Origin of the sequence: Delftia sp. DLF01 (genome assembly GCF_014852125.1) — a bacterium.
Taxonomy (GTDB): domain Bacteria; phylum Pseudomonadota; class Gammaproteobacteria; order Burkholderiales; family Burkholderiaceae_C; genus Comamonas; species Comamonas acidovorans.
Genome location: NZ_JACVAZ010000002.1, coordinates 305,776 through 332,074, shown reverse-complemented (window position 1 = coordinate 332,074; position 26,299 = coordinate 305,776). Strand labels below are relative to the sequence as shown.

Annotated in this window: 28 protein-coding genes and 1 tRNA gene; 10 read left to right on the top strand and 19 right to left on the bottom strand. The window is 67.3% G+C overall.

Annotated features, from left to right (window positions below):
- Positions 1–29: 29 nt before the first annotated feature.
- Positions 30–503: a MarR family winged helix-turn-helix transcriptional regulator gene (locus IB269_RS09925; RefSeq protein ID WP_071954544.1), complete on the top strand. Its 474-nt coding sequence runs from the start codon at positions 30–32 to the stop codon at positions 501–503.
- A gap of 35 nt (positions 504–538) precedes the next feature.
- A complete protein-coding gene (locus IB269_RS09920; protein WP_012203827.1) occupies positions 539–1,822 on the top strand; it encodes an MFS transporter in 1,284 nt (427 codons plus the stop codon).
- A 30-nt stretch (positions 1,823–1,852) separates the two neighbouring features.
- Here the strand turns inward: IB269_RS09920 and IB269_RS09915 are convergent, their stop codons facing one another.
- The 5 genes from IB269_RS09915 to radC all read right to left on the bottom strand — a co-directional run bounded on the left by IB269_RS09915 (position 1,853) and on the right by radC (position 7,492).
- Positions 1,853–2,512 carry a Smr/MutS family protein gene (locus IB269_RS09915; protein WP_013803859.1) on the bottom strand — a complete coding sequence of 220 codons (660 nt, stop codon included), beginning with the start codon at positions 2,510–2,512 and terminating at the stop codon, positions 1,853–1,855.
- Between the two features lie 68 nt (positions 2,513–2,580).
- The gene (locus IB269_RS09910) at positions 2,581–5,151 is read right to left on the bottom strand and encodes a TonB-dependent siderophore receptor (protein ID WP_192367072.1); all 2,571 of its coding nucleotides are present in this window, start codon (positions 5,149–5,151) and stop codon (positions 2,581–2,583) included.
- A gap of 97 nt (positions 5,152–5,248) precedes the next feature.
- Positions 5,249–6,241, bottom strand: a complete 993-nt coding sequence (locus tag IB269_RS09905) for a FecR family protein (protein WP_043824818.1) — start codon at positions 6,239–6,241, stop codon at positions 5,249–5,251.
- 8 nt (positions 6,242–6,249) lie between these two features.
- Positions 6,250–6,762, bottom strand: a complete 513-nt coding sequence (locus tag IB269_RS09900) for a sigma-70 family RNA polymerase sigma factor (RefSeq protein WP_043824830.1) — start codon at positions 6,760–6,762, stop codon at positions 6,250–6,252.
- Between the two features lie 49 nt (positions 6,763–6,811).
- Positions 6,812–7,492, bottom strand: a complete 681-nt coding sequence (radC, locus tag IB269_RS09895; protein ID WP_192367071.1) for a RadC family protein — start codon at positions 7,490–7,492, stop codon at positions 6,812–6,814.
- A gap of 97 nt (positions 7,493–7,589) precedes the next feature.
- Between radC and IB269_RS09890 the strand changes: the two genes are divergently transcribed.
- Together IB269_RS09890 and ispH are read left to right on the top strand one after the other, a co-directional pair.
- Positions 7,590–8,060, top strand: a complete 471-nt coding sequence (locus tag IB269_RS09890) for an FKBP-type peptidyl-prolyl cis-trans isomerase (RefSeq protein WP_012203830.1) — start codon at positions 7,590–7,592, stop codon at positions 8,058–8,060.
- Position 8,061: 1 nt separating this feature from the next.
- Positions 8,062–9,060: a 4-hydroxy-3-methylbut-2-enyl diphosphate reductase gene (gene ispH, locus IB269_RS09885; protein ID WP_096915442.1), complete on the top strand. Its 999-nt coding sequence runs from the start codon at positions 8,062–8,064 to the stop codon at positions 9,058–9,060.
- A 76-nt stretch (positions 9,061–9,136) separates the two neighbouring features.
- On the opposite strand, the gene IB269_RS09880 is transcribed toward ispH, so the two are convergent.
- Positions 9,137–9,835: a CBS domain-containing protein gene (locus tag IB269_RS09880; protein WP_096915443.1), complete on the bottom strand. Its 699-nt coding sequence runs from the start codon at positions 9,833–9,835 to the stop codon at positions 9,137–9,139.
- Between the two features lie 137 nt (positions 9,836–9,972).
- Between IB269_RS09880 and serS the strand changes: the two genes are divergently transcribed.
- The 3 genes from serS (at position 9,973) to IB269_RS09865 (ending at position 12,157) form a co-directional block, all read left to right on the top strand.
- Entirely contained in the window at positions 9,973–11,289 is a 1,317-nt protein-coding gene (gene serS, locus IB269_RS09875) for a serine--tRNA ligase (RefSeq protein WP_192367070.1), read from the top strand.
- A gap of 33 nt (positions 11,290–11,322) precedes the next feature.
- Positions 11,323–11,412 (top strand) — tRNA-Ser (locus IB269_RS09870).
- 115 nt (positions 11,413–11,527) lie between these two features.
- On the top strand, positions 11,528–12,157 hold the full coding sequence (locus IB269_RS09865; protein WP_225614077.1) for a DUF4145 domain-containing protein: 630 nt from the start codon (positions 11,528–11,530) through the stop codon (positions 12,155–12,157).
- A 799-nt stretch (positions 12,158–12,956) separates the two neighbouring features.
- Here the strand turns inward: IB269_RS09865 and IB269_RS09860 are convergent.
- The 4 genes from IB269_RS09860 to IB269_RS09845 all read right to left on the bottom strand — a co-directional run bounded on the left by IB269_RS09860 (position 12,957) and on the right by IB269_RS09845 (position 14,720).
- Positions 12,957–13,238: an H-NS family nucleoid-associated regulatory protein gene (locus IB269_RS09860; RefSeq protein WP_012203893.1), complete on the bottom strand. Its 282-nt coding sequence runs from the start codon at positions 13,236–13,238 to the stop codon at positions 12,957–12,959.
- A gap of 134 nt (positions 13,239–13,372) precedes the next feature.
- Positions 13,373–13,732, bottom strand: a complete 360-nt coding sequence (locus tag IB269_RS09855) for a hypothetical protein (RefSeq protein WP_012203894.1) — start codon at positions 13,730–13,732, stop codon at positions 13,373–13,375.
- A gap of 151 nt (positions 13,733–13,883) precedes the next feature.
- Positions 13,884–14,234, bottom strand: a complete 351-nt coding sequence (locus IB269_RS09850) for a four-helix bundle copper-binding protein (RefSeq protein WP_013803851.1) — start codon at positions 14,232–14,234, stop codon at positions 13,884–13,886.
- A 129-nt stretch (positions 14,235–14,363) separates the two neighbouring features.
- Positions 14,364–14,720, bottom strand: coding sequence for a PRC-barrel domain-containing protein (locus IB269_RS09845; protein ID WP_013803850.1), 357 nt, complete (start codon positions 14,718–14,720; stop codon positions 14,364–14,366).
- A 403-nt stretch (positions 14,721–15,123) separates the two neighbouring features.
- Between IB269_RS09845 and IB269_RS09840 the strand changes: the two genes are divergently transcribed.
- Complete coding sequence (locus tag IB269_RS09840; protein ID WP_192367069.1) at positions 15,124–15,492, top strand: bacteriocin; 369 nt, start codon at positions 15,124–15,126, stop codon at positions 15,490–15,492.
- A 100-nt stretch (positions 15,493–15,592) separates the two neighbouring features.
- Positions 15,593–15,943 (top strand): DUF1304 domain-containing protein, encoded by a 351-nt coding sequence (locus tag IB269_RS09835; RefSeq protein WP_071954550.1) that lies wholly within the window; start codon positions 15,593–15,595, stop codon positions 15,941–15,943.
- A gap of 33 nt (positions 15,944–15,976) precedes the next feature.
- On the opposite strand, the gene IB269_RS09830 is transcribed toward IB269_RS09835, so the two are convergent.
- From IB269_RS09830 to pdxA, 8 genes are all read right to left on the bottom strand, one after another.
- Positions 15,977–16,618 carry a hypothetical protein gene (locus IB269_RS09830; RefSeq protein ID WP_192367068.1) on the bottom strand — a complete coding sequence of 214 codons (642 nt, stop codon included), beginning with the start codon at positions 16,616–16,618 and terminating at the stop codon, positions 15,977–15,979.
- Positions 16,618–17,424, bottom strand: coding sequence for a hypothetical protein (locus IB269_RS09825; RefSeq protein ID WP_192367067.1), 807 nt, complete (start codon positions 17,422–17,424; stop codon positions 16,618–16,620). Before IB269_RS09825 ends, IB269_RS09830 begins: the two co-directional genes overlap by 1 nt.
- On the bottom strand, positions 17,421–17,906 hold the full coding sequence (locus IB269_RS09820) for a hypothetical protein (RefSeq protein ID WP_043781098.1): 486 nt from the start codon (positions 17,904–17,906) through the stop codon (positions 17,421–17,423). The genes IB269_RS09825 and IB269_RS09820 overlap by 4 nt, the downstream gene beginning before the upstream one ends.
- Entirely contained in the window at positions 17,903–18,523 is a 621-nt protein-coding gene (locus tag IB269_RS09815) for a hypothetical protein (protein WP_013803844.1), read from the bottom strand. Before IB269_RS09815 ends, IB269_RS09820 begins: the two co-directional genes overlap by 4 nt.
- Positions 18,523–19,134 (bottom strand): hypothetical protein, encoded by a 612-nt coding sequence (locus IB269_RS09810; RefSeq protein ID WP_192367066.1) that lies wholly within the window; start codon positions 19,132–19,134, stop codon positions 18,523–18,525. Before IB269_RS09810 ends, IB269_RS09815 begins: the two co-directional genes overlap by 1 nt.
- A 97-nt stretch (positions 19,135–19,231) precedes the next feature.
- On the bottom strand, positions 19,232–21,412 hold the full coding sequence (locus IB269_RS09805) for an SdrD B-like domain-containing protein (RefSeq protein WP_225614076.1): 2,181 nt from the start codon (positions 21,410–21,412) through the stop codon (positions 19,232–19,234).
- A gap of 511 nt (positions 21,413–21,923) precedes the next feature.
- Positions 21,924–22,118, bottom strand: a complete 195-nt coding sequence (locus tag IB269_RS09800; RefSeq protein WP_192367064.1) for a hypothetical protein — start codon at positions 22,116–22,118, stop codon at positions 21,924–21,926.
- Positions 22,119–22,558: 440 nt separating this feature from the next.
- Entirely contained in the window at positions 22,559–24,271 is a 1,713-nt protein-coding gene (gene pdxA / locus IB269_RS09795; RefSeq protein WP_192367063.1) for a 4-hydroxythreonine-4-phosphate dehydrogenase PdxA, read from the bottom strand.
- Between the two features lie 156 nt (positions 24,272–24,427).
- Between pdxA and IB269_RS09790 the strand changes: the two genes are divergently transcribed.
- The gene (locus IB269_RS09790) at positions 24,428–25,330 is read left to right on the top strand and encodes a LysR family transcriptional regulator (protein WP_192367062.1); all 903 of its coding nucleotides are present in this window, start codon (positions 24,428–24,430) and stop codon (positions 25,328–25,330) included.
- 17 nt (positions 25,331–25,347) lie between these two features.
- On the opposite strand, the gene IB269_RS09785 is transcribed toward IB269_RS09790, so the two are convergent.
- A complete protein-coding gene (locus IB269_RS09785) occupies positions 25,348–26,259 on the bottom strand; it encodes a LysR family transcriptional regulator (RefSeq protein WP_012203907.1) in 912 nt (303 codons plus the stop codon).
- Positions 26,260–26,299: the final 40 nt, after the last annotated feature.

Below are 26,299 nucleotides of genomic sequence, written 5' to 3'. Positions count from 1 at the left end.
CAACAGTTGTATATGCAATAATCTGCGCCATGCCAGTGAATCCAGACATCCTCGCCGTGCCCCAGGGCTGCACCAACCACCGCGTGCGCCAGCTCATGCGCAGCGTGGGCCAGGTGTATGACGCCCATCTGAACGAGACGGGGCTGCGCATCACGCAGTACTCGCTGCTCAGCCATGTGCTGGCCGCCGGTCCGGTGCGGCCCTCGGACCTGGCGCGGCGCATGCGCATGGACGCCTCGACGCTGACGCGCAACCTCAAGCCGCTGATCGACGCCGGCTGGGTGCGCATGGGCCAGGGCGAGGACCAGCGCAGCCGCCTGGTGCACATCACCGACGCGGGCCAGGCCAAGCGCGAAGAGGCCAAGCAAAGCTGGAAGACCGCACAGAACGAGCTCAACGCCCGCGTGGGCCTGGAGCGCGTGGCGGCCCTGCATGCGCTGATCGACGAATGCCTGGTGCTGCTCGATGGCGATGGCAACGCTGCAGACGGCCCGCAGGCGTAGGCCCTACCGAATTCCCAACCCCCGAAGAGACTCCCATGCTCTCCAACTCCACGGCGCGCTGGCTGCAGCGGCGCGGCATCCACTACGGCTGGCTGGTCGCGGCCATCACTTTCCTCACCATGCTGACCATGTCGGCGGCGCTGGGCCTGCCGGGCGCCATGCTGCAGCCGCTGTCGCGCGAGTTCGGCTGGAGTACGGAGCAGATATCGAGCAGCCTGGCGCTGCGCTTTGCGCTGTTCGGCCTGCTGGGGCCGTTTGCGGCGGTGATGATGGAGCGCTTCGGCCTGCGTGCCGTGATGTGCATGGGCCTGGCCCTGGTGGGCGGCGCCATGGCGATGGTGACGCAGGCCACGCAGCTGTGGCATCTGTTTTTGCTGTGGAGCCTGCTGCTGGGCATGGGCACGGGCCTGACGGCGCTGGTGCTGGGCGCCGTGGTGGCCAACCGCTGGTTTGCGGCGCGGCGGGGCCTGGTCATCGGCGTGCTCACGGCCAGTGCGGCCACGGGGCAGCTGGCCTTCCTGCCGCTGGCCGCCTGGATGATCGAGCACTGGGGCTGGCGCTCGGCCACGGTGCCGGTGTTCGTGGCCAGCGCCTTGATTGCCGTGCTGGCTTTGCTGTTCGTGCGGGACCGGCCTTCGGACCTGGGCCTGGCGCCCTTTGGCGGCGATGCCTCGGCCCCGCCGCCGCCGGCCATGGCCATGAACTTCGGCACGCCCTTCAAGGTGCTGGCCGAGGCCGCGCGCAACCGCACCTTCTGGCTGCTGGCGGGCACCTTCTTCATCTGCGGCCTGTCCACCAACGGCCTGGTGCAGACGCACTTCATCTCGCTGTGCGGCGACAACGGCATGGGCGCGGTGCCCGCCGCGTCGGTGCTGGCCATGATGGGTGCCTTCGACTTCGTGGGCACCGTGCTGTCGGGCTGGCTGTCGGACCGCTACGACAACCGCAAGCTGCTGTTCTGGTACTACGGGCTGCGCGGCCTGTCGCTGTTCTGGTTGCCGCATTCGGAGTTCACCTTCTACGGCCTGGGCCTGTTCGCCATGTTCTACGGGCTGGACTGGATCGCCACGGTGCCCCCCACGGTCAAGCTCACGGCCCAGCATTTCGGGCCGCAGAAGGTGGGGCTGGTGTTCGGCTGGATCTTCGCGGCCCACCAGCTGGGCGCGGCCACCGCTGCCTGGGGCGCGGGCCTGACGCGCACCCTGCTGCTGACCTATACGCCCGCGCTGTATGCGGCCGGCCTGGCCTGCCTGGTGGCTGCGGTGATGGCGCTGGTGATAGGGCGGGCGCGCAAGGCGGCGGCGGTGGCCGCGGCCTGAACCCCATCACCGTTCACGCCATCCACGCCTTCAGTACAGCTGGCGCTTGCCCGGCTGCAGCAGGACGACCAGGGCGCCCGCGCCACCTTCGGCCGGGCGGGCCTGAACGAAGGCCAGCACTTCCTTTTTCTGCACCAGCCAGCGCAGCACGCGGCCCTTGAGCACGGGGGTCTTGCCCGGCGAGCCCAGGCCCTTGCCGTGCACCACGCGCACGCAGCGTATGCCGGTGCGGTGGGACAGGCGGATGAACTGGCCCAGCGCCTCGCGCGCCTCGTCCACGCGCAGGCCGTGCAGGTCCAGCTGGCGCTGGATGCTCCACTGCCCGGCGCGCAGCTTGTGCGTCACGTCCAGGCCGATGCCGGGGCGCCGGAAGCTGAGCTGGTCGTCGGTGTCCAGCAGGGTGCTGACGTCGAACTCGTCGCTCATGGCCTCCTGCAGCACGCGCTGCTCGTCCAGCTCCAGCTGCAGGGGCAGCGGCTCGGGGGGCTCGGGGGCATGGAGGTGGCGGGCGTGCGCGGACTTGAGCGCATGCACCGGGCCCACGGTGTTTTCGAACAGCTTTTGCTCGGCCAGGAGGCGGCGCGCCGCCTCGGCGCGCTGCTGCTGGAGCAGGGCCTCTTGGGCGGCGGCTTCGGCCAGTGCGCGGCGCACTGGCGCGAGGTCCTGCAGGCTGGTGGCTTTCAAAGTCATGGTGACGCCGGTTGTACCGCAATTTCGGCACCCCGGCGGCCATGGCGCCCTCTCAATACCTGGTGGCCCTAGAAGCGATAGCGGGCGCTGACCTGGACGTTGCGCGGCGCGCCGTACATGCCCGAGTACCACCAGCCGGACATGGCCGCGATGTACTTGCGGTCGAACAGGTTGTTGACGTTCAGCGTCAGCGACAGCTGGTCGCTCACGTCATAGCGGGCCATGAGCCCGGCCACGGCGTAGGAGGCCTGGCGTGCGCTGACCTGCTTGCCGACCTGCCAGGCTTCGCCGCTGTACTCGATGCCGCTGCTCCAGTTGACGCCACCGCCCAGGGTGAGGCGGCGCCATTCGCCGGGCATGCGGTACGTGGTCCACAGGCGGGCCATCTGGCGCGGGAAGGTGGTGTTGATGCGCTGGCCCGTGGCGTCTTCGGAGGCGCTGAAGTTGTAGGAGGCGGCAATCGACCATTGGCGGTTGATGGCGCCGTTGACTTCCAGGTCCAGGCCCCGCGTCTTGGCGCCCTTGATGGCGCGCGAGGCGGTGGTGGTGGTGCCCGGGATGAACTGGCCGGGATCGGACTCGGCCAGGTTGTCCTGGCGGATGAGGTAGATGGCGGCGCTGGTGGCCAGGCGCCCGTCCAGGAATTCGCTCTTGATGCCGGCCTCGTAGGTGTTGCCTTCCTGCGGGTCCAGGAAGGAGCCGTTGCGGTCGCGCGAGGTCTGCGGGCTGTAGATGGTGGCAAAGCTGGCGTACAGCGTGTGCTGCGGGTTCAGCGTGTAGACCAGGCCTGCGTAGGGCGTGAACACGCGGCGTTCGGACGAGGGCGAGGTCTGGTGGTATCCGTCCGTGGTGTCGGTGCGGTAGTCGCTGTCGTAGTTGAACAGCTTGCCGCCCACGATGAGCTTGAGGTCGTCGGCCAGCGCGAAGCGGCCGGCGCCGTACAGGCTGGTCTGGCGGCGCGTGCTGTCGAAGACCACGAAGCGGTCGCCGAACACCGGGCTGCCGCTGCTGTCCCACTGGTAGATGTTGACGGGCTTGTTGCGCAGGCCCGTGATGTCGAAGCTGCCGTCGGTCAGGCTCTGGAAGTCGGTGTAGTCCAAGCCCAGCACCGCCTCGTGCTCGCGCCCGCCCAGGTTGAAGGGGCCGCGCAGGTTGATGTCCACGGATTTGTTGCGCAGCCGGTAGTCGCGCCGCTCGGCGTTGAGCGACAGGCCATCGCCGGTCTCCCGGTCGAACAGGCTGTTGTTGACGGCCAGGTAGACCGCGTCTTCGCGCTGGTTGGAGCGCAGGTAGTTGGCCGAGAGCTTGAGCTGCCACCGGTTGGCCAGCGCCTGCTCCAGCGTGACGAAGGCGCTGGTGGAGTCGGTGTTGAAGCGGTTGTCGCGGCTGGCCGGGTTGAAGGAGACGGGGAAGTCGGTCTGCCGCCCGTCACTGCTGAACAGCGGAAAGCCCAGGTAGGCCATGGAGCCGCGCGAGCGGCCGCGCTGGTGGTCCAGCCCGGCGGTGAGCTTGAGCGTGGAGGTGAGGTCGGCCTCGATCACGCCATAGAGCACCTCTTTTTTCTTGCTGTAGAAGTCGATGTGGCTGTCGCCCTCCTGGTGCACGGCGACCAGGCGGCCGCGCACGCTGCCCGAGGCGTTGAGCGGCGAGGACAGGTCCAGCACGCCGCGCCGGCTGCCCCAGGAGCCCACGCTGGCCTCGGCCGAGCCCTGGAACTGCGCCGTGGGCTTTTTGCGCACCATGTTGACGATGCCGGACGGATCGCCCGCGCCCGTGGTCAGGCCCGAGGCGCCGCGCAGCACCTCGATGCGGTCGTACAGCGCCATGTCGGCAATGCTTTGCGTGGGCAGGGCGTCCAGGCCCAGGAATTCGGTGTGCGTGCTGACGCCGTCGAGCTGGTAGTTGGTGATGGGGTAGCCGCGCGCATTGGCGTTGCTGCGCTCGGTGCCCAGCGCCGAGGTGGAGATGCCCGGCACGCGCGCCAGCACGTCGCTGATGCTGGTGAGGTTTTCGTCCTCCATGCGCTGCTGGGTCATCACGCTGACCGACTGCGGCGTGTCGCGCACGCTCAGCGCCAGGCCCGTGGCCACGCCGCTGGGGCCGCGCGCGGTGTAGCTGCCCGTGCCTTCGGTCGTGCCTGCCCGGTCGGCCTGGGCGACGACCTTGACCTCGGCCAGCGCATGGTCCTGGGCGCGGCCCGGCGCTGCCGTAGCCGTTGACGCCGCGGGCGCGGCGGCGGAGGCCAGCACCGTGAGCGTGCCCTGGGGCGTGCGTGCCAGCCGCAGCCCGCTGTCGCCCAGCGCCAGCTGGGCGGCCTGCTCCACGCTGTAGCTGCCCCGGATGGCGGGCGCGCGCTTGCCAGCCAGCAGGGCCGGATCGGCGCTGATGCTGCGCTGGGCCTGGCGGGCGATGCGCGCCAGCGAGTCGTCCAGCGCGCCGGCGGGCAGGTTCCATTCCAGGGTGGCGGCTGCCTGCGATGTGCTGGCCGCCACCGGCTGTGCCCAGGCCTGCGGCGGTGCGGACAGCGACCAGGCCAGCGCGGCGGCCACGGGCAGCAGCAGCGAGGGCGGGCTCGGCCTGCGGTGTGCGGGCGTGCTGCCAGGCTGCGGGATACGGAGAGGGCGGCGTGCGGAGGCCATGGAGTCGGAGGTCCTTGTCGTTGCGGTGGAAATGAAGGGCTTTCATTCCGTATGTGCGACAAGGGCGGCAAAACCCCTCACGCGGCGCAAAAAAGATTCAAGCGGACCGGTCTCGCACGTCGATCACCGTCAGCCAGTCCCCCCAGCGGCGCACGCTGACGGGATGGGTGTCCACCAGGTCCTGCAGCACCTGGTCGGGCCGGGCCAGCTGGAACACGCCGAAGATCCGCAGGCGCGCGGCCTCGGGACTGATGCGGATGATGCCGGCCTGGTAGGGCCGCAGCGCGTCGATCACCTCGCCCAGCGGCTGGTCGCGCACGTCGATGACGCCGTCGGCCCAGGCGGCCGGCGCCAGGTGGGCGGTGTCCTGCGTGCGGATGCCGTCGGCGTCGATCCAGGCGCTGCGGCCCTCCTGCAGCCGGTGCTGCCGGCCGTTCAGGCTGGTGAGCAGCACGCTGTGCTCCAGCACATGCACCAGGGTGCTGCCTTCTGCCTGGCGCACCATGAAGCGCGTGCCCAGCGCCTGGGCCGTGCCCTGGGCGCTTTGCACGACAAACGGGCGCAGGGGCTGGCCCGGCGCGCTGGCCGCCACCTGCGCCAGCAGCGCGCCTTCGCGCAGGCGCACCAGGCGGCGGGTGTCGCTGTAGGCAATGTCGGCGGCCGAGCGCGCGTCCAGTTCGATCTCGCTGCCGTCCGGCAGCCGGTGGTGGCTGCGCTGGCCGGTGCCCGTGCGCAGGTCGGCGGCCAGCGTGGTCAGCGGTGTTTGCCGGTGCACCAGCCAGGCCGTGGCGGTGCTGGCCAGCAGGGCGGCCAACCCACCGCGCAACAGGCCGCGCCTGCGCGCGGCCTTCGGGATGGGCGCCACCAGCGCCTGCAGGCCCAGGGCCGCCGTGCCCCCGCCCTGCCGGCGCAACTGCACGAGGGCGGGCTCCACCCCGGCGGACAGGCGTTGCTGCACCATGGCCCAGGCCTGGGCATGGCCGGGCGACTGGCGCAGCCAGTGGGCGAAGGCGCGACGGTCGTCATCGCTGGCGTGGCCCGAGTCCAGGCGCACCAGCCAGTCGATGGCCTGATCGGTGGCGGCATCCATGCAGGCGATCAGCCGGGGAAGGCCTGCGGCGAGAGGTACAGGTGCACCAGGGCCTGCTTCATGTAGCGCTCCACCGTGGCAATGGACACGCCCATGGCCTCGGCGATCTCGGCGTGCTTGAGGCCGTCGAGCCGGCGCAGCAAGAAGGCCTGCCGGACCTTCGGGGGCAGGCCGTCCAGCCATTGGTCCAGGGCCTCGATGGCTTCGCGCACCAGGGCGTAGTCCTCGGGGGAGGGCGCCACTTCCTCGGGCAGCGTGGCCAGCGCATCGAGCCAGGCCTGCTCCAGTTCGCGCCTGCGCCAGAAGTTGTAGAGCACCCGCTGGGCCAGCGTGGTCAGGTAGGCACGCGGCTCCTGGATGGCATGGGCCTGCCGGGACGCCACCACGCGCTCGAAGGTGTCGTGCGCCAGGTCCTCTGCCTGGTGGGAATTGCCCAGCTTGCGCCGCAGCCAGCCGTGCAGCCAGTCATGGTGGGCGACGTAGAGCGTGTGCACCGGGTCGGCGGTGGACGGGGAGGGCATGGTGCAGCGGTTTTGCAAATGAGAATTTTTCTCATTTTACAGAGTCTGCCTACATCAGCCCCTCGCTGGCCATGGACAGCGAGGCACCGGGCGCCACGATCACATGGTCCAGCACCTGGATGTCCACCAGGCCCAGGGCGGCCTGAAGTCCCTGCGTGACGGCCTTGTCGGCGGCGCTGGCCTGGACCTGTCCGCTGGGATGGTTGTGGGCCAGGATGACGGCGCCCGCATGGTGGTGCAGGGCGCGCAGCACCACTTCCCGGGGGTAGACGCTGGTGCGCGTGAGCGTGCCGCGGAACATCTCCTCCAGCGCGATCAGCCGGTGCTGGCTGTCCAGGAAGAGCACGGCGAACACCTCATGCTGGCGCGCCGCCAGGTGCAGCTGCAGGTAGCGCGCCACGGCCTCGGGCGAGGCCAGGGCCGGGCGCTCGCGCAGTTGCTCGGCCATGGCGCGGCGCGCCAGTTCGAGCACGGCCAGGAGTTGCGCGCACTTGGAAGGCCCCAGCCCCTTGATGGCCTTCAGGTCGGCGTGCCCGGCCTGCAGCAGCCCGGACAGGCCGGCCCGGCCGGGCAACTGCAGCAGTTCCTGGGCCAGCTGCAGCACGCCCTTGCCGGCCATGCCGGTGCGCAGCACGATGGCCAGCAGTTCGATATCGGAAAGCGCCGAGGGGCCGCGCGCCGCGAGCTTTTCGCGCGGCTGGGCCTGGGCGGGCAGGTCTTTGAGAGCCATGGTTCAGCCAGGTGGGGGGCGCCGCAGGGACACCGTTGCACGGGGCGTGGGGGCATGGATGTTTTTCTACAATACGGGCCAGTTTATCGGGACTTCCATGACCTCTAGCGCTTCTTCCTCGGCCCTCCCCACGGTCCAGACCGGCTCGTTCCTCACGCTGCACTACCGCCTGTCCGGGCCTGCAGGCGATGTGATCAACACCTTCAACGACAAGCCCGCCACGCTGTCCCTGGGCGCGGGCGAGCTGTCGCCCGCCGTCGAGCAGCGCCTGCTGGGCCTGGCCGAAGGCACGCGCACCACGTTCGAGATGCCGGCCGGCGAAGCCTTTGGCGAGCGCAACGGCGACATGATGCAGTGGGTGGCGCGCAAGCTGATGAACGAGCTGGGCGACCCGCACGAGCAGTACGCGCCCGGCGACGTGGTGCAGTTCCCCACGCCCGACGGCCTGGGCAGCTACGCGGGCGCCGTGGTGCAGGTGCGCGAGGACGGCGCCGTGCTGTTCGACTTCAACCACCCGCTGGCGGGCCAGCCGGTGACGTTCGAAGTGCAGATCATCGGGGTGCTCTGAGGTGCTGGATTCGACCTCGCCCCAGGAAATCCTGCTGGCCGAGCCCCGGGGCTTCTGTGCCGGCGTGGACCGTGCCATCGAGATCGTGGAGCGTGCGCTGGCCAAGTTCGGCGCGCCCATCTACGTGCGCCACGAGATCGTGCACAACACCTTCGTGGTCAATGATCTCAAGGCCAAGGGAGCGATCTTCATCGAGGAGCTGGACGACGTGCCGCCCGGCTCCACCCTGGTGTTCAGCGCCCACGGCGTGAGCCGGGCGGTGCAGGAAGAGGCGCGGCGGCGCGGTTTCTCCATCTTCGACGCCACCTGCCCGCTGGTGACCAAGGTGCATGTGGAAGTGGCCAAGCTCGCCAAGGAAGGCTACGAGTTCCTGATGATCGGCCACAAGGGGCATCCCGAGGTCGAGGGCACCATGGGCCAGCTGTCCGAGGGCATCCACCTGGTCGAGGACGAGGCCGATGTGGCCCGTGTCACCCCCCGCCAGACCGAGAAGCTGGCCGTGGTCACGCAGACCACGCTGTCGGTGGACGATGCCGCAGGCATCACGGCGGCCATCCGCGCCCGTTTTCCGCAGGTGCGCGAGCCCAAGCAGCAGGACATCTGCTATGCCACGCAAAACCGCCAGGACGCCGTCAAGGTGCTGGCGCCGCAGGTGGATGTGCTCATCGTCGTGGGCAGCCCCACCAGTTCCAACAGCAACCGCCTGCGCGAGCTGGCCGCACGCCTGGGAACGCCCGCCTACATGGTGGACAACGCGGGCGAGCTGTGCGAGGAATGGTTTGCCAATGCCGGGCGCGTGGGCCTGACGGCCGGGGCCTCCGCCCCCGAGGTGCTGGTGGAAGAGGTCATCCAGCGCCTGCGCCAGCTGGGCGCGCTGTCGGTGCGCAAGATGGATGGCATCGAGGAGACCGTGAAGTTCCCGCTGCCCAAGGGCCTGAAGATCGACGCGGCCACGGGGCTGGAGATCTCCGTGGGCAAGCAGCCCGAGACGGGCGGCTGAACCGCAGGCGCAGCGGGCATTGGCCAAAAAGCAAACGGGCGCCTGGCGCCCGTTTTGCATGGTGGGGCCGAAAGCCTCAGCTCCACAGATCCAGCGGCGGATCGGAGGCCACGGCGCGCAGGATGTCGGTGCGGCTGATGAAGCCGGCCAGCAGGCCCTGCTCATCGGTCACGGGCAGGCCCGGCAGGCCGGTCTCCAGCAGCACGCCGGCCACGCGGCGCAGGTCGGTGGTGGTGGCCACCGTGGGAATGGGGGAGATCATGACCTCGTTCACGGGCCGGCGCGCCAGGGCAATGGCGTCCTTGATCGCACCGGGCTCGGGCAGCAGGTCCAGCGGCGCCATGTCGGCACGCAGCAGCAGCCCGACCACGCGGCCACCGGCATCCAGCACGGGCGCCTGGGCCACGCCGTGCTCGGCCAACACGCGCCAGGCGTCGTTGACACCGGCCTCGGGCGATACCGTCACGGCCTCGTGGCTCATCACGTCGGCCACGGTCTGCAGGGGCTGGCGTGGCTGGCTGGGGCCTTTTTCCGTGGAAAGGTAGGCATCGACCGCTCCGCGCAGCCGCGGCGCGGGCTCCGGCGCGCCGGCAGGCTGGCCCGCGAGGTCGGCCAGGATGGCGGGGAACGAGGCGGTGGCGTCGCCCGCCATCACATCGGCCGAGCGTGTGCGCAGGGCCTGCGGGCGTTGTACGCGGCGCACGGGCGCCACCTGGCCCAGCCGCTCGGCGGGACCGCGAAACATCTGTCCGTTGGGACCGAAGACAAAAAACATGGGTGCTCCCGGGTGCGCAAACCGCTGTGGGCGGCATATTGGAAGTATCGGCGCTGGCGCGGGATTTCTGTAGCGGCAAGACCCCCAACGCCCAGGGGCGGGCGCTGCCATGGCGATACCGCCTAAAATTGCCGGCTATGCTCGATATCCTTCTTCTTCGCAAAGACCTTGACTCGGCCGTCGCACGGCTGGAGACCCGCAAAAAGCCCCAGGCCTTCCTGAACGTGGAGGCCTTCCAGTCCCTGGAAGCAGAGCGCAAGTCCCTGCAGACACGGACCGAGGAGCTGCAGTCCAAGCGCAACCAGCTGTCCAAGCAGATCGGCATGCTGATGGGCAAGGGCGAGAAGGACGCTGCCGAGGCCGCCAAGGCCGAAGTCGGCAGCCTCAAGACCGAGCTGGACCAGTCGGCCACGCGCCTGGAGCAGATCCAGGGCGAACTGCAGACCATGCTGCTGGCCGTGCCCAACCTGCCGCACGACAGCGTGCCCGTCGGTGCGGACGAAAGCGGCAATGTGGAGGCGCGTCGCTGGGGCACGCCCAAGACCTTTGATTTCGAGGTCAAGGACCATGTGGACGTGGGCCAGCCGCTGGGGCTGGACTTCGACATGGGCGTCAAGCTGTCGGGCTCGCGCTTCACCGTGATGAAGGGCCCCATCGCCCGCCTGCACCGCGCCCTGGCGCAGTTCATGATCGACCTGCAGACCGACTCGCATGGCTACACCGAGTGCTATGTGCCCTACGCCGTCAATGCCGACTCGCTCAAGGGAACGGGCCAGTTGCCCAAGTTCGAGGGCGACCTGTTCGCCGCCAAGAAGGGCGGCCAGGATGGCGAACCCGTGCCCGACAATGTGGCGCTCTACCTGATTCCCACGGCCGAAGTGCCGCTGACCAACTTCGTGCGCGACGTGGTCGTGGCCGAGGACCAGCTGCCCATCAAGCTCACGGCCCACAGCCCCTGCTTCCGTTCCGAGGCCGGCAGCTATGGCCGCGACACGCGCGGCATGATCCGCCAGCACCAGTTCGACAAGGTCGAGATGGTGCAGATCGTGCATCCGGAAAAGAGCTACGAGGCGCTGGAAGAAATGACCGGCCACGCCGAGGCCGTGCTGCAGAAGCTGGGCCTGCCTTACCGCGTGATGAGCCTGTGCACGGGCGACATGGGCTTTGGCGCGGCCAAGACCTATGACCTGGAAGTCTGGCTGCCTGCGCAGAACACCTACCGCGAGATCAGCTCGGTCTCCAACTGCGAGGCCTTCCAGGCGCGCCGCCTGCAGGCACGCTTCAAGAATGCCCAGGGCAAGAACGAGCTGGTGCACACGCTCAACGGTTCCGGCCTGGCCGTGGGCCGCACGCTGGTGGCTGTGCTGGAGAACTACCAGAACGCCGACGGCTCGGTGACCATCCCCGAGGCGCTGCGCCCGTACATGGGTGGACAGACTTTGCTGAAGGCCTGAATTTTTAGGCTATAATTTCAGCTTCGACGCTGCGGAGAGGTGGCAGAGTGGTCGATTGTACCTGACTCGAAATCAGGCGTACGTGCGAACGTACCGAGGGTTCGAATCCCTCCCTCTCCGCCAATGTGTCAGCAAACAAGCGCCTTTCGAGGCGCTTTTTTGTTGTGCCCATCAATCTACCCATCAATGATGGAGCTGCTCGATGAAGTGCATGCACTGCCAAGTTGAGATCCACCCCATGTTCTCCCCGATGTTGGTTAACGGCAACGGTGAGGTTGGCATCGAAGACGAGACGGTCACAAGATGGTGCCTTCACTACATGACTTGTCCAGCGTGTAAAAAGGCGCTGTTGAACCTATCGAAGCGCGGCGCAGATGATGCGGTTGAACTTTGGACGGTTTATCCACGGCATTCGTCAAGGCCTCCCGCACCGAAGGAAGTTCCGGCAGAGATCGCAGAAGACTTTAATGAAGCGGCTCTTGTTCTGACGATGAGTCCTAAGGCTTCTGCTGCCTTGTCTAGGCGGTGTTTGCAAGCCACATTAAGAGAAAACGGGTACACGCAGAACGACCTTGCGCCAGCAATTAAGGCTGCCCTCGAGTCCAATACCTTGCCCGCAGCGCTTGCTGAAAATCTTGATGCAGTGAGGAACATCGGGAATTTCGCAGCTCATCCGATGAAGGACAAGCAGACCAATGCTGTGCTGCCTGTGGATCCGCATGAGGCGGAATGGAATCTTGAGGTGTTAGAGGGTCTGTTCGATCACTATTACGTGCAACCGGCCAAGGCCGCTGCGCGTAGGGATGCCCTTAACAAGAAGCTCGAAGCAGCAGGTAAGCCCCCTCTCAAGACAGGTACCGGGGCCTGATCCCGGTGCAACGCCATATGTGGAAGAGCGCTGGGCCCTCGCCAGACGCGATGGCTGGATGTTAAAGCTTTAACAAAGAATCAAAGAATCAAAACGCCCCGAAAACCCGCATGGATGCTGGGTTTCGGGGCGTTTCCGTTTGATTAACAAATTCAAACGGGGGAAATTTTCTGCGCGTGAGGAACAGGGCGGTCTAGAGGCCGCAGCCCTGGGGACTTCGCATAGCCCCTCCTTTGGCAGGGCTCTTTCGATCCTAAGTCGAATCGGGCGCAAGTGCTTATGGCACGGCAGACCTACTAGATTTACACGAACATCCTTCGGCTGCTACAGTGTTTGCTTTGAAACTGATTGTAAGGAGATCATTTTGCCAGCTTATTCAAGTGCAGAGGCTGTAAAAAAAGCCACCGATTTGGTACAAACAGCCCTGAGTAGCAATGCCATAACGCTAAGCGGCACAAAGACATCAACAAGCGCGTCAACTGCGGCGTTCAAGGATGCCGAATACATAACAAGTCTGATTCGCCAAATCTCTAGCCAGCTCGTAAAGATGGGCTAGCAAAAAGCCCCGCTGGGCGAACCATGCGGGGCTTTGTTGCGTCTGGGCCTGCGGTAGTTACGCGCGCAGGCCCTTTACCACTGCGAAGGTCTGCGGGTAGGGGATCACCACATCAGCGCAGACGTGGCAGGCAAAGCCGATTTCGCCGGTGGATGCGAATACCTTGCGCAGTAGTTGGATGCTCACGTTCTCGCGCAGCAGGCAGTTGCGGCCATAAAAAAGGCCCGCGTTGGCGGGCCGTGCTCAGATCTCGAGGGCCTTGCGGTCCTTGCCTTCAATCCAGCGCGGCGGTTTGCCCCGGCCGGTCCAGGTGGCTCCGCTGGCGGGGTCGCGGTATTTGGCCACGCCAATGCTGGCGGACTTGGCCTTGCCGGTGCTGAAGATGTCATCCTGGGTCAGACCGAACTGCTCGACGAGTTCGCGGACCTTGGCGATGACTCCGCCTTTTTCCGCCTTCAGGGTGGCGGCGATCTTTGCCTCAAGCTCGGCCTTCTGCTGGAGGAGGGTTTTGTAATCTGCTGTCATGTATTCCTCATGGATAGTGTGCTACACAATGACGCATTCTATGGAGACAGGGCCCATGTCGCATGTGGGACATCGTTGGTGTTTGCACCTAGCCTCTGCTCCGACTGCCCCCATGCGCTGTGCGCGGTCCGGGCCTAGGCCTCGGCAAATTCGCGCCTGGCGCTGAAGTGCAGGATTTCGGAATCCTGCGCTCCCCCCTGTCTTTGAATGACGATAGTGCCGTTGGAGTGCAGATAGATGCGGATGCCTGGCAGGGTGTCCGAATCCAGATGGCAAGGGCTTTTGTCGAGGTTTTTCCAGCCATGTTCCGCGCACAGCGTGCGTTGTCGCATGCGGTTGAGCAATTCACGGCGAGCGCCAGCGCCTTCGCAGATGCGCATCCAGAGCAGCAACAGCATGTCGTGTGCCTCCTGGCGGGATGAGCAGGGAGGCATGTGCTTCAACTGGTTCAGCAGGGTGAAGAACCGTTCCTCTGCGCTGATTTCAAGTGCCATGTCTGCCTCCTGTGTGCCTGGATATGCATCAAAGTGTAGGCAGGCCCGGTTCCGCGAAGGCGCGGCGTTTGGCGACAGCGCCGGTGGCGTTTTTTCCTGCGTGTTTGCAGGATTTCTGCCAGGGCGGCTGTCATGGCCCATGCCAGCCGTGTCAGTGAGACTGCATGCCCATGAGATTGCACGACATGGCGCATTGCTGGCAGGCTGCCGCGCAGGTCTGGCAATGGTCGTGGGAATGCTTGCTGCATTCGTCGGCGCAGGCCTGGCAGATCTGGGCGCACAGGCGGCAGATGTCCGGCGCATGCGGGCTCTGGCGCGCCATTGCGGCCACGGCCAGTTCGCAGATCTGCGCGCATTCCAGGTCCTGGGCAATGCAGGCGGCCATCATCTGGACGTCTGACTCCTTCAGGCAGGCGGCGGCGCAGGTATTGCAGGCAATGACGCAAGCTTGGCAGGCGTCCATGCAGGCTTTGTAGTCGATGGCAGGTGGGGTGGTATTCATGGCAGTTCTCCAGGAATGAGGGAGTGAAGTTGCGCAGGGCGTTCTTCCTTGGCCATTCGCTGGCAGCTATCCGCACCAAAGAAAACGCCCCGCGAACGGGGCTGTGTCAAAGACCGCAAGGGTCGGGATTTACAGGTAGGGCACGCCGTAGTAATCGTTCACGCGGCGGCCATATTCATCGGTGTATGCCGGAGCCGTATCGCGCTCGTAGCGTGGAGCGTTGTCCAGTTGCTCGCGCGTCAGCGACACCACGTAGCCATTCATGTTGGGCTCGTACTTGAGGGATTCCCAGGGCAGCGGATAGCGGTCCGTGCCGATGCCCAGGAAGCCGCCGAACTCCATGACGGCATAGCGCACCTTGCCGGACAGCTTGTCGATCATCAGCGTGTCTATGGTCCCCAGCTTGTCGCCTGCCGGGTTGTAGACATTGGTGCCGCTGACGGTTTCGGAAGAAATGACGCTCGATGCGGTGTTGGGTGTGACCATGACGTTCTCCAGTGAGTGGGTTTGTGCTGACCCGCCAGCGCGGTGCGTCTGGCGGCTGAGCGATGCGGCTTTGAATGGGGCGCGGTAGCCGGCCTGTCAAGAAAACCTGTGCATCGCCTGGCGAAGTCGAAGCCTGTGTGCTTCTGGGTTCTAGCTTAGGACGGCATCTGCGGGCACCGGGTAGTCGGGCCGCCGCGACGGGCGTAGGAGGTGCCTTGGGCGGCGGAGGCCAGTTCCTACGAGCCCCTGTAGTCAAGGTCGGCGGGGCTGCGGGCCTTGGCTGACGCGGGGCAGCAGCCTGGGCCGGCTGCGGCGCGGCAGGGCGAGGCGTACAACAAAAACGACAGGGCAATGAAGCGCAGGCAGTCCCGCATGCGTGTGGCATGCCTTGAAGGAGAGCCCCATGAATGCAAGCAACAAGCCATCCATCCAGCCGGTGTCCACGGATGCCCCCGAGGATGAAGACCTTGCCGAGCAGGCACGCCCCGGCCACGGTGTTCCTTCGCAGGACCCCGATGCGTCCGCGCAGTTCGAACTGTCGCCCGAGGATGCAGAGCGCGAGTCGCGCTCGGTATTCATCGGCGGCGGCGTGCTGGCCGGAGCCGCTGCAGGCGCTGCGGCGGGTGCTGCGATTGCCGGCCCGGTGGGCGTGGTGGTCGGCGGCACGGTAGGCAGTGTGGCCGGTGCGCTGGGCGGCGCGGCCGCTGGCGCCGTGGCACCTGCGCAGGGCGCGGAAAAACCGTCGCACCCCGGCAACAAGTCTTCCGGGTGACAGGGAAGGGGTGGTGGCAGGCCCTGTGTAGCGCAGCGGCAATGGACGGGTGTAGGTGCATCCCGTATACAGAGGCCTGTCCACTTTCTTCCCACCCCAGATGGCCAACGTACTCATCGGCATCGTCGCCGCAATCCATGTCTACATCCTCGTGCTGGAGATGTTTCTCTGGGACAAGCCGGCCGGACGCCGCGCGTTTGGCCTGACGCCCGAATTTGCCCAGCAGACCAGGACACTGGCCGCCAACCAGGGCCTGTACAACGGCTTTCTCGCCGCCGGGCTGATCTGGGGGCTGGCGCAGGGGGCCGATGGCCTGGGCTTCAAATACTTCTTCCTGATCTGCGTGCTGGTGGCCGGCGTGTATGGCGCCGCCACGGCCAGCCGCAAGATCCTCTGGGTGCAGGCCGTGCCGGCTGCTGTGTCGCTGGTTGCGCTGTACCTGGGCCTTTGAGCGCGCCCGAAGCGCCCAGAGCGCTCAGGGCGCTCAGGGCGAGCTGGCCGTGAAGGTGACCTGCCCCGTGTAGGTGCCTGCCCTGCGGGAGGCCAGGTTGGCATAGGACAGGGTCCAGTTCGCCGTGCGCTGGGTGACCAGCCCCGCAAAGGCGGTGGCCACGACGTTGACCGCTGCGCCCGTTCCCGTATTGGGTATCAGCGGTGCGGGCAGGTTGCTGTCGCTGGTGGCGATGGTGATCTCCGACAGCGGAATGGTATTGGCCCCGCTGGCCAGCGCCGTGGTGGCGGTGGCGCGCAGCGTGACCTGGCCTGCGTTGCTGCGCACCTCCACCGGCAGCATATTGCCGCTGGGCGTGATGCTGAAGCTGGGGGCCGCGCCGCTCCAGTTCACCGAGGTGTTGCTGCCCGCCACGGGCGTGGTGGGCACGCCAGGGATGGACGGGGCGAGCACAAAGGCCACGCTGCTGGTCGTGCCGCCGGGCGTGGGCCAGGTGCCGTCGCCTATGCGAAAGAAGATGAACTTGTCGATGGCGATGGTGAAGTCCAGGTTCACCGAGGTGCTCAGCGGCACCAGCAGGCTGGGGCCTGTGGTGCTGGACGCCGCATACACGGTGTGGCCCAGGCCGCCCAGCGCCATGGACAGGGCCAGCCACGCGATCGGCCTGGTTGCCATCACTTCAGTTCCACATCGATCTTGAAGCTGCCTTTTTCCCAGTCCAGGCTGCCCTTGGCCTTGACCGGATACGCGGGCGGCGGGGCGGGCTGGCCGTCTTCACCCTTGGGCATGAGGGCCAGCGTGCGTGTCTGGCCGGGCAGTATGGGCGTGCCTTCCGGCACCAGTTCGAAGCGGCGGCCCTTGTTGTCCACGGCGTCCAGGCTGCCTTCCAGCCGGCCATGGGCATCGCCGGTGTTGCTGACGGTGACCAGGGCGCGGCGCGTCTTGCCGTCTTCGGCCATGGAAAACTGGCGAATGTCCAGCTGGGGCGCAGCGCCTCCCAGCGTCACGTAGACGGCCACCGCGATGCGGCCCGTGACAGGCAGGCTCAGGCTGGCGCCGCCGCTGCGTATGACGGTCTGCTGCGCGGGCTCCACGCCTTCGATGGCGATCATGAAGCGGCATTCGCCGCGCGGCGCATCGGCAGGCGGCTCCACCTGAAAGCGGAAGGCCTTCTTGCTGCGGCCTGCAATCGTGACGCTGCGCCGCTCCAGCAGCACCCAGGGCCGGCAACTGCCGGGCAGCAGTTCGTCGTGGTAGGTGATGTCGCCCGTGTCGGAATAGGTCCAGTCGATGGTGCGCATGGCCACCTCGGTGGGTGCCGAGGCCAGGTTGTGGATGTCCAGCGATTGGCCCGTGCGCGCACCCGGCTTGGCCGACAGCTCGAAACGCGAGGGCGCCACGGCCAGCTCGAACGGTGCGGCGGCGGCGCCGCTGCAGGCGATCAGCAGGGCCAGTGAAACGGCGATGGGAGGAGCTTTCATGGCAGGGTCTCGATCTCGAAGTAGGACTCGAAGCTCAGTGCCGAGCCCCGGGTCAGGCGCAGCTCGGCAGGGTCGATGTGCAGCGTGAGGTCGAAAACCTCGGCCATCCAGGGCGTGCGGACCACGCCGTTCCAGACCTGGACCCGGTCGCCGGGCCGGCCCGTGCCGCCCGCAAAGACGCCATTGCCGCGCCACTGCACCTGCATGCCCGCAGGCGAGCGCAGGCCCGTGACCAGGGCGGGAATCACATAGAAGATGCGCGCCGTGCGGCCGACATGGGGCGCCGTGGCCAGCCGGTATTCGATGCGTCCCATGGGCAGCTCCAGCAGCCGCTCGCCGACGACCCTGGCCCGGGCGAAGTCGCTGCGGACCTGGGACCGGGGCGAAGCCGAGTCGTCCAGCCGCGCCACTTCGGCATGCGCCGCGAGGGCCGTGGCCCAGGCCAGCGCCATGCACAGGAGCGGCCACGCCAAACGCCTCATACCATCGATGCCGTGAAGCGCACGGTGCCCTTGTAGTTGCCGCCCGGGTAGACCACGTCGTTGTCGTAGGTGAACTGCAGCACGGTGCCGGTCAGTTGCCGTGACTGGACGGTCCAGCCAGCGACCGGGCACAGCGCGCCAGAACAGACGGATGCGTTGGCGTTGTAGCTGGCGATGGACTGGCCGGCGCTGGCGGTGAAGCGCCCGTTCTGTATGTCACCGGACGCAGCATTGCCGTTGTTCGATGCCACCCAACTGATCTTGCTGAACGGAATGGTCGCGCTGCCGCAGCCACCCGACTGGCAGGAAAGTGCGGTGGATGAATCGACGACCAGGGTGACTGGCCGGGCCACGGCGGTGCCCAGCGCGGGACGTGTGGGAGACACCGAGACACTGATGCTGGGCGTGCCCGTCACGGCCACGGGCGTGAGGCCGGCGTTGGCTCCCGTCACGCTGAAGGCCACGGTGTCCACGGTTGCCCCGGTCGTGCCCACGCGCAGTGTCAGGCTGTAGTTGAGCAGGTCTGTGTCGGTCACGATGGTGAACACGGCCTGCGCGGGCGGCTGCACAACGCAGAGGGCTGCTGCGGCCAGCAGGCGAGGCAATGCCTTGTCCATCAGATGCCCTGGGCCGTATACGTGATGACGTTGGTATAGGTATTGGCAGCCCAGCTGGCCGGCGTACCTCCCAGCGCATACGCCCAGGTTCCCGTCGCAACCACGTTGGAGGGGAACGAGGTGGATGCGCAGGCACCCAGATTGGGCCCGGGGTGGGGCAGGTTACCGGTGGTCGTGACGGTGAAGTCCGCGTTGGCGGGGCCGCCCGTGGCATTCCAGGCGCCGACCGCGCAGTTGATGGTGCCGGCGCCGGCATTGGTCCAGGCATAGACCGTGAGCGTGGCGGCAGCCGAGGCGGTGGCGACGGTGGGCGCGGCGCCGTTCCAGTCCACGTTGGTGTTGTTGACCGAGGCCAGCGGCGTGGTGGGCACGCCTGGGATGCTCAGCGTCGAGGTCCAGGTCACCGTGTCCACCGTGGTATTGGTCGAGCCCACGCGCAGCAAGATGAGCTTGGGCACGGTCACGCTGAGGTTGACCTTGGCCTGGGCCGTGATGGTTCCGGTGCCCGATCCGTACTGGCTCTCGGCCATGGCAGGCAACGCGGTCAGGGCCAGGCCGAGGCCGCCGAGCAAGGCGGCCAGCAGGCGTTGGGCGATGGATGTTCGTTTCATGGAATCTCCTTGGATGGAACGGGTTGCCTGGGAAGCCTGTGCGCCTTAATCAGTCATTCATTCACTCATTCACTCATTCACTCATTCACTCATTCACTCACTCGCCCACCTTGACCACGGCAATCGACGCCGAGGCCTGGCCGCGCAGGGGCACATGCACGCTGCTGGTGTTGTCGCCGGAGGCGCCCCAGGGCAGCGGCACGCTTTCCTGGGTGAGCGACAGCCGGTGGTGGCCCGTGGGTACCACCGGGAATTCGAACTGGCCATCGCGGTCGGTCACCGTGCGGTAGCGGCCGTCAAGCACCACCTCGACGCCGGCCACGCCCACCTCGCCCGCCTGCTGTTCGCCGTCGCGGTTGGCGTCGTAGAACACGCGGCCGGACAGGCTGCCGCCGCCCACGCCTTCACCGGGTGCGCCTGCGGCCGCATAGGCCGTGCCCGCGCTGCCTTCCCAGCGCAGGTAGACATAGGCAGTCTTCTCGTCGCTGCGGTAGAGGTTGGGCAGGGAAGAGGGCGTGGGCAGCAGCGAGGACCGGGCCTGGTTGAAGTGCGCCATGACGCCCATGCGCCAGCCCCGGCCCAGTTCCTTCTCGGCCGACAGCGAGCCCGACAGGCCCCGGCTGGTGTAGAGGCTGCCGCTTTGCGAGGTGTAGCGCAGGTTGCCGGCCAGCTGCAGCCCGCTTTCCAGCCAGTAGCGCCATTGCAGCCCGGCCGTTGGATAGTTGCGCGACATGCCGCCGCTGCGGTCGCGCGCATAGCCCAGCGTGGTGGTGAGCTCGGACCGCAGCGTTGCCTGGCGTGCACCGGCCCAGTCCTGCTCCCACTGCACCTCCTGGCCCGTCGCGGAGGAGTCGCCCAGCACGATGAGCTCGTTGCGCCGAACGGTCAGCATGAAGCGGCTGCGCGGCCAGTCGAAAAAGCGGGTCTGGTAGAACGCGCTGCCATAAAGGCTGCGCGATTGGCCGCCGCCTGCGGTGCCCGCATCGTTGCGCGTCTGGTAGGCGCTGAAGCTGCCGCCCACGGCCGTGTGCCGGTCGAACTGGTATTGGGCATTGCCATTCGCTCCCAGGCGGCGGTAGCCCGACAGTTGAAAGCCTGCATCCTGCGCCGTGGTTTGCGGCGTGCGTTCGTAGTCCAGCCCCATGCCCCAGCTCAGGCGGGTGACATGGCGGTCCACGCGCCAATAGGCGCCGCGCGCCGCGCTGGACAGCGCGTAGTCGCCAAAGTGCAGCTGGGGCTGGGCTGCATGCACGCCGAATTCATGGCGGTAGGCGCCAGCGCGCGCGCTGGCCTCGATGAACAGGCCCTGGGCGCTGCGGCCCCCCGTGCCGGCGGTGCCTGCCGCTGGAGAAAACAGTGGCGCGCTGGTACGGCTGCCCAGCAGCGTGGTGCGGAGCCTGAAGTCGCCATCGCGCAGCACGCCGCGCCCGTAGCCCAGCGAGGCGGCCCAGCTGGTCACGCGCTTGCTGCCCAGGCCCAGGGCGGAGCCGGGGTCGTATTGCGTGTCATCGCCGGGGTAGTGCCTGGGACTGTAGTAGGCGGGAATATCGTCGGCCTGGTCCAGCTGGAAGGCGGCAAACCAGGGGCCATCCAGCCGCACGGTGGCGCCCAGCCAGCCCAGCGTGCCCTGGTTTTTCTCAAACCCGGGGTAGGGCCCTCCCGTGAGAAGGCCGCGCTGGCCGTAGCCCGCGCGCAGGTCCAGGTCCGGGCGGAAGATGCGCGCCGAGGCGCCGCGCACCGTGGTCGAGCCCAGCGACAGCCGGTAGTTGCGCGCCAGGCCATCGGTCAGCTCGCTGTAGAGGTCGCCCACGGCCGTGTCGGCGAAGGTCTGCGTGGTCAGCGGAAACCCAAGGTTGCGCAGCGTGAAGCGCTCGCTCGTGGCTTGCCGGGCATAGCCCAGGCCGCCAATACTCAAGCCGCCCATACCCAGTCCATTGCCAAAGTTGTCGCCGCTCAGGTGCCGGCCTTCGGCCTGCAGGGTGAACTCGCCGTAGTTCAGTGTCTCGCGGCGGTATTCGAGGCGCTGGCCGATTTCTGTGGCGCGCTGGCGGCCATAGCCGGTGGTGCGGGATTCGCCCAGGCCCAGGCGGCTTTCCACCACCCAGGCGCGAAAGCCCTCGGGCTGCTCGGCTTCGGGCTGGGCGGCAGCGGACTGTGCGATCTCGTCCGGATCCATGAAACGGTCCTGGTAGGCGGGGGCGGCCCCTTCGGAGAGTGCCTTGAACCGGGCCTGCTCGGCCTGGTCGCGGTCCAGGGATTCGATGCGTGCCTCAGCCATGGAGGTACCGGCAACGGCCGCCGAAGAAGGTGTTTGCGCCTGTGCGCCGCACAGGAAGACGGGAGCGGCTGCCAGGCTCCATCCAAGGCACGCGAGCGGCAGGCGCGACCAGACTCCAGCGGGGCCGGCAACGGTCCGCGGCAGCGTTCGAATCATCAACCAAGATCCCTGCTTTATTCATCGGATGCCAAGCCATCTGGCCAAAACAACTGATCACAAAACTGCGGAAAATGGCTGAATGCGTGCAGCCATCGATTGGGCCCTGCAAATACCGGCGCTGCACTTCAAAGACCGGCCGTTGTCAATGGTGTGCCGAATGAGAGGTATTCAGGGTGAATATCATCGTTCCCTAAATGGCATGGTTTATCCAGTAGGACGACACGCTGCCGGATGGTAGGGGAAAGGGTGATGCCATTCGATGTTCATCTGTGGCGCCGCGGTGCCTGGCTGGCAGTGTCCAGAGGGCAGTTGGCGGGCTTTGCTTTTTGGCCATGGATGGGTTTCAGGTTTTCTATTGATAGCAATGAATCATTTGTTTTTCATGCGGCAATAGAGGCTGCTGGGCGTTATCTCCGTTTTCAGGCAATGCATCTGTTGGAAAACGAGGGTTCTCATCAGATTCCGGCTGCTGGAGAATCAAGGAATGGCGCAACTGAAGTGCGCCAGGTTCTGATTGGTTTTTGGACTGGTATCCGGCCAGGTTCATTGATGCAGGCTAAAGCACCTGCACCAATGCAAGCTGCCGCAATCATTTGCCCTGTCTTCATGAACTCTCAGGCGCATCACAGGCAAGGCCAACGCGGACCCCGGGCACCCTGGAGGGCGCTCGTGGTCATGGTGTTGGCTGTCGTTGTGACCCTGGTGGCAGGCCTGTACCCCTGGAATGCCCCGCAGCATGGCAAGGCGGCAAGCCGCATGGAAGGCCTTGCAGGTGGCGCGTCCCTCATGGCCAAGAAGCGCCAGTTCCATGTGGTCCAGCGGCTGAAGACCCACCGCCTGGCCGAAGCCGAGCGGCGCCAGTTGCTGGCCCATGACACCGGCGCGCGGAATGTGCGGGAGGCGTGGCCGGCACGGGAGGTGCGAGAGTTGCGTGCGTTGTCTGAGGTGCGGGAGGTGCGTGAGGTGCGCGCGATGGCCGGCCCGCTTTCAGTCCACCAGCGCCTGTATGGCCTGCAACTGCGCCGCCAGCCCGGGCCGCGCGGCTGGAAAAGTCTCCTCGAAGGCGGCGGTGCCTACCGTGAAGCCCGCGGCACCGCTGGCAAGCACGGCCGCGATGCGTTCGCTGCGATCAATGGAGCCGGCCACGACCACGGGTTTGTCCACCGCATCGCAGACCGCCTTGATCAGGGCCGGCACGTCGCCCCGGAAACGGTAGGCCAGCAGGTCCAGGCCATGAACGCCCTCCAGCCCCGCGATGCGGCGCGCGCTGGCCACGATGTCCTCGGCCGGCCCTGAAAGCACGCTCGGATGCCCGCTGATCCTGCCGGGAAACGGATAGTAGGCAATGCCGCTGCCGCGCAGCACGGGCAGCACTGCCTCGGGGCGCGTGCCGCCCATGAGAACGTCCACCCCGAGCTCGACCGCCGCGCGGGCCGAAGCCACCTCGCTCGCCTCGTCCAGGCTGACGACTTCCAGATAGACCCTGGCACCGCCTGCGCGGATGTCCCGGGCCAGCTCGCGCAGCTGGGGCAGGGGCAGGCCTATGTCCTTGAAGCCCACATGGCGCACGCCCTGGGCCAGCACTTCGCGCAGCCGCTCGCGCGCATCGGCAATGGTCTTGTCCTGCTGCGTGAGCATGAAGATGAAGTCCGGGCGCTGCGCCTGCCCGCTGGCGCCGGAGCGGCCCGCCTGCACCATGGCCGCCGCCTGGCGCAGCGCGCAGGCCAGGCTGGCATGGTCCGCACGGCCCGTGCCGGCGATGTCGAAGGCCGTGCCGTGGTCCACCGAGGTGCGCACGAAGGGCAGGCCCACGGTAATGTTCACGCCCTGCTCGACGCCCAGGTACTTCACGGGAATCAGCCCCTGGTCATGGTATTGGGCGACAACCACGTCGAACTCGCCCCGGCGCGCCCGCATGAAGACCGTGTCGCCCGGCCAGGGGCCGTTGGCGTCTATGCCTTCGGCCCGTGCGGCCGCAATGGCGGGGATGATCACCGAGCGGTCCTCGTCCCCGAACAGCCCGTTCTCGCCGGCGTGCGGATTGAGCCCCGCCACGGCCACACGGGGCCGGGCGATGCCGAACGCCCGGCAGGCCCGGTGCGCAAGGCGGATGGCACGCAGTTCGTTGTCCGGCGTGACTGCGGCAATGGCCTGCTGCAGCGGCACGTGGATGGAGACCAGCAGCACCCGCAGCTCGTCATTGGCGAGCATCATGGCGAAGTCGCGCGTGCCCGAGCGCTCGGCCAGCATCTCGGTATGGCCGGGGTGGGGGCAGCCCGCCGCGCGCAGCGCCTCCTTGTGGATGGGAGCGGTCACCAGGCCTGCGACTTCGCCGGCCAGGGCCAGGTCGATGCCGCGCTGTATGTAGGCATGACAGGCGGCCCCGGCGCGCGCATCGATGCGTCCCCAGGCCAGGTCCTCGGGCAGCCGGTCCCCGGTCTGGAGCACGAAGAGGGTGGCGGGTGGCACGGTGGCGGGAACCTGGGCCGGCGTGTCGATGACTTGGATGCGCGGGTGCACGCCCAGCATGTTGGCTGCCCGCTGCAGCCGCCCCGTGTCGCCGATGACGAAAAAAGGCGCATGGGGCCGGGCAGGGTCCATGGCCAGTTTGACGATGATCTCGGGACCTATGCCCACGGGATCGCCCATGGTGATGGCCAGGGGTGCAGGGGCGATGGCGGGGGCTTCGTTCATGGTCATTGCTGAAAGCTCAATCGATGGAGGTACTTTGCATGAAAATCGCACTGCAGAAAATCGATATGGATTCAGTATTCAGTTGATCAAAAGTCAACTGAAATCTCTCCCCACTCCCTTTTTTCGATGTGTCCGATGTGTCCGATGCCGCCCTCCAGTCCCATGGCCCCACCCACCCATATGCCGCCGCTGTCCGCCCTGCGTGCCTTCGAGGCCACGGTGCGCCACGGCAGCGTTTCCAAGGCCGCGCGCGAGCTGCACCTGACCGATGGCGCCGTGAGCCGCGCCGTGCGCGACATGGAAGATGCGCTGGGCTTTGCGCTGTTCCAGCGCAGCAACCGCAGCATCATTGCCACCCCCACGGCGCGTGTGCTGGCCGAGGAGGTGGCCCTGGCGCTGGAGCGCCTGCGCGGCGCGCTGGGCCGAGCGCGGCAGGCTGCCGGGCCGGACCGGCCGCTGGTGCTGTCCTGCGAGCCCACCTTTCTGATGCGCTGGCTGATTCCCCGCCTGAGCGGTTTGCAGGAAGCGATCGGCACGCAGCGCGAGCTGCGCCTGGTGTCGGCCGGCGGCTCGGTGCCCTTTGCGCGTGAAGGCATCGATCTGGCCATACGCCGCGCGGATTTCGACTTGGGCGCCGATGTGGTTGCCGAGCCCTTTTTGCAGGAGCACGTGGGTCCCGTCTGCAGGCCTGCACTTGCGAAGACGCTGGCACGCTCCGGGCCGCTGGGCGGCGTGCTGCTGCACACGGCATCGCGCCCGGACGCATGGCGGCATTGGAGCGAGCTGACCGGCGTGCCGCTGCAGCCCGGGCGCGAGGCCCGCTTCGAGCATTTCTACCTGAGCCTGCAGGCCGCCGTTGCCGGGGCGGGCATTGCCATCGGGCCGCTGGCGCTGGTGGCCGACGATCTGGCCAGCGGCACCCTGTGCGCGCCGCGCGGCTTTGTGGCCGACGGCTCGCACTACGTGCTCATGTCACCCAGGCCGGTGCATGACGAGGCCCGCTTCGCCCTGGTGCTGGAGTGGCTGCGCACGCAGACATTGCCGCTGGCGCGGGCCGACGCATGACTTGCGCCTGCCCGGCTTCACTGGTCGTGCTCGGACAGCTCCCGCCAGTGCGTGCGGGTGAAGGCGTAGACGGTTTCCAGCGCCGGTGACAGGCTGCGCGCGCCCATGCGCGCCATGCCGTAGCGGCCGCAGCGCCGGGGATCGGCGGGCAGGGGCACTTCGGCCATGGTGCCGCTGGCGCGCTCCTGGCGCGTGATGGACAGCACGCCGAACAGCAAGGTGTCCGTGGCCAGGGTCACGCTGCGCAGCAGTTCCAGGTTGTTGCAGTGCAGGGTGAACAGCTTGTCGGGCTCGGCGCCCTCGCCCCACAGCTCGGCCAGCTGCCGCGCCATGGCCGTGCTCAGCGTGGTGGTGGCCAGGGGGTAGCGGCGGATCTCGTCCATGCCGGGGTTTTGCAGCACGGGGTGGCCCGCGCGGCAGACCAGGCCGGCGGGCAGCTCGCCCAGCAGCTCCATGTCCACGTCATCGGCGGCGCGCAGCACATAGGCGTCGCCGACGATGGCGTCTATCGACTCATTGCGCAGCAGCTCCAGCAGGGCGCTGGTGGCGCCCATCTCGGTGCGCACCTTGATGCGCGGATGCGCCTGCGCCATGTGGATCAGAAAGGGCTTGAGCAGCAGTGCGGCCGGGGCCGGCGCCACGCCTATGGCCAGTGCGCCCTCCTGGCCGCCGCGCAGCAGCTCCAGGTCGCGCCGCAGCTGGGTTTCCTCCAGCCGCATGCGGCGTGCGCGCTCGGCCACCAGTTCGCCGAAGACCGTCAGCCGGGCACGCCGCGCGCCCCGGTCGAACAGCTGCGCCCGGAGCTCGTCTTCCAGCGCGCGGATGCTGCGGCTCAGCGCCGGCTGGGTCAGGTGCACGGCGCGCGCCGCGTCTGAAAAAGTGCCGTGCTCGACGATGGCCAGCAAGTGCCGCAGCTTCTGGGTATCCATGCGGAGTCCTCATGGTTTGTTGGCAAATTTCTCATTTGAA